3 protein-coding genes are annotated in these 5,507 nt (G+C 42.8%); all 3 read left to right on the top strand.

Annotated features, from left to right (window positions below):
- Positions 1–631: 631 nt before the first annotated feature.
- Positions 632–4,054 carry a CHAT domain-containing tetratricopeptide repeat protein gene (locus F6K57_RS35570; protein WP_293072716.1) on the top strand — a complete coding sequence of 1,141 codons (3,423 nt, stop codon included), beginning with the start codon at positions 632–634 and terminating at the stop codon, positions 4,052–4,054.
- Between the two features lie 33 nt (positions 4,055–4,087).
- Positions 4,088–4,447, top strand: coding sequence for a hypothetical protein (locus tag F6K57_RS35565; RefSeq protein ID WP_293072714.1), 360 nt, complete (start codon positions 4,088–4,090; stop codon positions 4,445–4,447).
- A partial coding sequence (locus F6K57_RS35560) for a hypothetical protein (RefSeq protein WP_293072712.1) occupies positions 4,440–5,507 on the top strand: 1,068 nt, incomplete at its 3' end. The genes F6K57_RS35565 and F6K57_RS35560, both read left to right, overlap by 8 nt.

Raw genomic sequence — 5,507 nt, 5'->3', positions numbered from 1 at the left:
TATTGCTAGCATGCCTATTGCCTGCTCCCTGCTCCCTGCTCCCTATTCCCTATTCCCTCTTACCATGTGAGGAAATGGTACTCGTTAAGAACAAAACAGTACCGGTTTTTAATACAAAAGTACTAGTCGATTAGCAACAAGTACTAGTTACTGATAAATTAGTACTGTTAAATGATAAACAAGTACAGTTTAACGAAAAACTAGTACCCGTTTGTTATACACCAGTACTAGTTAACGAGAAACGAGTACTGGTATGTGATAAACGGTTAGCCGTTTGTTATACACCAGTACCCGTTTGTTATACACCAGTACTAGTTAACGAGAAACGAGTACTGGTATGTGATAAACGAGTACTCGTTTGCGATAAACTAGTACTCGTTTGCGGTTAATGGGTACTCGTATGTTAGATATTAATACAGCACTACCCACTTCTGACTTCTGATTTCTGACTTCTGACTTCTGACTTCTGACTTCTGACTTCTTAGGAATGCTATAATTGACGAGGTTCTGCCTCTTGCCTTTTCCTAAGGGATAGCAGCAGACAGTTTTGCCAATGGCGGAAGATTGGTAAATCCAGGGTGCTTTAAATAAGTCTATTTTTTGAATAACTATTGTATAGCAGTGGATGGCAATGGCTGAGAATACATCTGATGGCCAAGTTTACTTTCTCTTACAGGTACTACAAGCAACTGCAGACAGTAATGGTGATGCGCAGGTAGTTTACCCATTACTGGAAACAAATACAGACAAACTTAATCAGACTTTAGCAGAAAAGTTGCGGGATTGGGCAACAACTATCCTAGCGGAAGCGGAACCAGATGAAGCAAAATACTTAGCAGCAGTTATTTTAAATTTAAGCAATCTAATTGCACAATTACCCTTGGGTGACAAAGCCAGCACTATGGAAATTGCCATCACTGGCTATGAAGTCGCACTAACTGTTTTCACCCGTGAAGATTTTCCGGTTGAATGGGTAACGACACAAACTAATGTCGGTGCTGCTTACGGTGACCGAATAAAAGGGGAAGAAGCACAGAATATAGAACAAGCCATCGCTTGTTACCAACAGGCTCTAACAGTCAGAACCTTTGAGGCATTTCCTATTGAATGGGCAACGACACAAACTAATCTCGGGAATGCTTACTGTAACCGAATCAAAGGGGAGAAAGGACAGAATATAGAAGATGCCATCGCTTGTTACCAACAGGCTCTAAGAGTTTTTACCTTTGAGGCTTTTCCTATTGAATGGGCAAATACACAATATAATCTCGGTAATGGTTACTGTAACCGAATCAAAGGGGAGAAAGCACAGAATATAGAAGATGCCATCGCTTGTTTCCAACAGGCTCTTAAAGTCAGTACCTTTGAGGCATTTCCTGAAGATTGGGCAACGACACAAACTAATCTCGGGAATGCTTACTGTAACCGAATCAAAGGGGAGAAAGCACAGAATATAGAACAAGCCATCGCTTGTTTCCAACAGGCTCTTAAAGTCAGAACCTTTGAGGCATTTCCTGAAGATTGGTCAAGGACACAAACTAATCTCGGTGCTGCTTACTATAACCGAATCAAAGGGGAGAAAGCACAGAATATAGAAGATGCCATCGCTTGTTTCCAACAGGCTCTAAGAGTCAGTACCTTTGAGGCATTTCCTGAAGATTGGGCAACGACACAAACTAATCTCGGTGCTACTTACGGTAACCGAATCAAAGGGGAGAAAGCACAGAATATAGAACAAGCCATCGCTTGTTTCCAACAGGCTCTTAAAGTCAGAACCTTTGAGGCATTTCCTGAAGATTGGGCAAGGACACAAACTAATCTCGCTCTTGCTTACCGTGACCGAATCAAAGGGGAGAAAGCACAGAATATAGAAGATGCCATCGCTTGTTTCCAACAGGCTCTTAAAGTCAGTACCTTTGAGGCATTTCCTGAAGATTGGGCAACGACACAAACTAATCTCGCTCTTGCTTACTATGACCGAATCAAAGGGGAGAAAGCACAGAACATAGAAGATGCCATCGCTTGTTACCAACAGGCTCTAAGAGTCAGTACCTTTGAGGCATTTCCTATTGATTGGGCAAGGACACAAACTAATCTCGGTGCTGCTTACTATCAACGAATAAAAGGTGATAAAGCGCAGAATATAGAAGATGCCATCGCTTGTTACCAACAGGCTCTAAGAGTCAGTACCTTTGAGGCATTTCCTATTGATTGGGCAAGGACACAAAATAATCTCGGTGGTGCTTACTATTACCGCATCAAAGGGGAGAAAGCAAAAAACTTAGAAGAGGCCATAACTTGCTTACAATCCGCTTTAGAAGTAAACACCCGTCAAGCTTTTCCCCAAGAGTATCTAGAAAGTAAAAATAACCTTGGTTTTGCTTACCGAGATGCTCAAAATTTCCCGGAAGCTTACAAGGCTTTTGATGCTGCCATTAAAACCGTAGAATTCCTGCGAGATGAAATTATTTCTGGTTCTGGAGTGGAAGAATACAAGACTAAACTAGCTGAAAAGAACAACAAAAGCTATCGAGGCATGGTAGAAACCTGCCTAGCCTTAACTAATATCACTGAAGCTATTGACTATGTTGAACGGAGCAAAACTGGCAATTTAGTTGAAGAGATTCTCAGCCGTGACCTGAAAACCATCTTTCCTGTAGATGTTGCCACTCAACTAGAACAATATAGGGATGAAATAGCCGCAGGTCAAAATCAAATCCAACAGGGCAAAGCTGAAAATCCAAAAGTCTTAGCACAACGTCTCCAAGAATTGCGACAGCAGCGTAATGAATTACAAGACCGCTACTTACCCATTGGTTCTGGTTTTAAGTTTGAGCAATTCCAGAACAAGTTGGATGACAACACTGCCATTGTAGAATTTTACAGTACAGGGGATAAGCTGCTCACGTTCATCTTTACCCGCCAAACCCAGCAGCCTATCGTTTGGGAATCTGAGCCACAAGACTTAGACAAATTAATAAAATGGCTCAAAGGTTATCTCAGAGCCTACTACACCAAAAAATACCATTGGCAACGCCGTCTGAATACTCGCCTCCATCTGTTGGCAAAAATTATTCATATAGATGACATCATTCAGCAGATTCCCCCAGAGTGCGAACGCTTAATTTTAATCCCCCATCAGTATTTACATTTGTTGCCCCTTCATGCTTTACCTATCAACACTCAGCAGGGAGAAGGTAACTCTAAAATTCTGATGGATCGCTTTCCAGCAGGGGTAAGTTACGCCCCTAGCTGTCAACTACTCCAACTTACTGAAACCAGAAAACGCCCAGAAGAGTTTACCCACCTGTTTGCGGTTCAAAACCCCAGTGCTGATTTACAATACACTCCTATGGAAGTAGACGTAATCAAAAGCTACTTCAATCCACCACCAGATACAGAAGTCCTAGTGGAAAACGCTGCCACCAAAGCCGCCATAGATAGCAAACCTCTCAACACATTCCACTATGTCCATTTTAGCTGTCACGGTTACTTTAACTACGAAGAACCACGGAAATCGGCTCTAATTCTGGCAAATGCCCGCAAACCGGCATCTGCTGAACCCAATCCGGAGCGCTATTTACGGGTAGAAGATGAAAAATATGACCTAGAGAAATGTTTGACTATCGATGATGTCTTTGAGTTACAATTAAAACAATGTCGCCTGGTCACCCTTTCCGCTTGTGAAACCGGATTAATTGATTACAATAACATCAGCGATGAATACATTGGGTTACCCAGTGGTTTCCTAGTGGCGGGGAGTCCAGCAGTGGTTAGTAGCCTGTGGAAGGTAAACGATTTATCGACAGCGTTGTTGATGATTAAATTTTATCAGAATCTGGGAGAGCAGATGACTTTAGCGGTTGCCCTTAACCAAGCGCAACTCTGGCTTCGGGATAGTACCAAAGGAGAATTAGAGGAGTGGGCAAAGCATTTGCCCTTGAGTCTGAGTCACCGAGAACAGTTAGGCGACTGCTTTTATAACCTAGGTTCTATGGAAAAACCTTTTCAGAACCCCTACCATTGGGCAGCTTTCGTTGCCATTGGCAACTAGTAGTTTATAGTAATTAAATTGGGATAATTTAACATGACATTTGCACAAAAAAACGTTAAAGCGTTTACAATTTTAATAAAAAATAATCCAGACCTGTTGAATACTCAAGACAGACAAACTCTCTTGGAAAAGATTCCAGAAAATTTTCAAGAAATATCAAAATTACTCTTAGATTGGTGCAATAAACTACCAGAAATTAATACTGCTTTGCAGCAAGTACGTAGAAGTCTCCCAGATCATGAACCAATTGGTGAGAAGGGAATTGGAGGCACTGTCCCCACTCCTGAAGCCAAAGCTGAGTATGAAAAGAACTTGACAGAAGAACTACGCAACGCTATCCGTCAGAGTACTTCCCTAGAAACCGAAAAACCCAACACTCCCGCTGATGAGTGATACCGCCTTGCGACTCAAAAACCCCAGCGTCACCCTTTATGGGTTTCATCTCTGCCAAGACTTAAGTCAAGAACCGGAACAGTTGCGACCGGATGCGGATCAGTTGTGGCAACACTGTGCTAAGCTCAGCGAACCCCTAGCTATCCCAGACCTGGAATCTTTACCGGAAAAAATACTATCCCCTTCCAGCCAAACAGCGATCGCAAGCCGTTACATAGAACTATTAGATGATGATGACAAAACCTACACTGCACCACTGCAACTAGCAGGCTCTCCCCTAACCGTCCAGGTTGATCCGGTTAAAATTCATGATACTTATGCCCTTGACCTAACCCTGTCTTGCCAGAATACCGTTGCAGCCAGTGAATTTAGTCACTTCAATCCCGAAGAGTGCCTCCTAGCCACCAACATTCAAGCTTCCTTGGGACAAACCTTAGTGCTCTATGGGGAAGCCGTGGGCACTCCGGATGAAGATAGAACGTTAGCCGATGCCTGTGTGGATGGTTTTTTCCAGGGAAGCGACCAAAAACCCCAATTTATGGCATCTGGGCAGTTATTTGGTAGCCCAATTTTTGCCTATGACAACGGTAAAGAGAAACCAACGGAGCAATGTCACGTTCTGGTCTGGTTAAACCGTCACCCAGAAACCTTAAAGCTGGTTGAAAAGACTTCCTTGTCTTTTTTCCATCTGTTGTGCTGTCGCAGTAAAATCCTGTTTGCTTATGATCAAGCCCGTTGGTGTTATCGCCAAACTAGAGGACTCTATAGCCAACTAGAAGAAGAGGTTACAGATTTCAAGGAATTGGCAACGCAGCGAGACACACGGCTAGAGCAACTGAAGCAGAAACTGACCGACATGCCATCCAAGACCTTTGAGTATGCTGGTTATCTGCGAGACATGAAGGATCACAAAAATGCGATCGCTACCAATGACTACAACTATGACTACTGGCTAAACAAAATCCGTGAATATAGTCTCGAAGACGATAGTATCAAGTTTTTGGAAGACTTCCTCAACCAAAGAACTAAACGGTTTGAAAAACAGATTGAAACCGACCTG

The sequence above is a fragment of the Moorena sp. SIO4A5 genome, from assembly GCF_010672005.1.
In the GTDB taxonomy this organism is placed as follows: Bacteria; Cyanobacteriota; Cyanobacteriia; order Cyanobacteriales; family Coleofasciculaceae; genus Moorena.
Note: the sequence above shows the minus strand (reverse complement) of the source record. Positions and strands in the feature narration are given on the sequence as shown.

What these genes read in the sequence shown, in the direction of transcription:
- F6K57_RS35570 (WP_293072716.1), top strand. Translation starts at nt 632, where the DNA reads ATGGCTGAGAATACATCTGATGGCCAAGTTTACTTTCTCTTACAGGTA.
- F6K57_RS35565 (WP_293072714.1), top strand. Translation starts at nt 4,088, where the DNA reads ATGACATTTGCACAAAAAAACGTTAAAGCGTTTACAATTTTAATAAAA.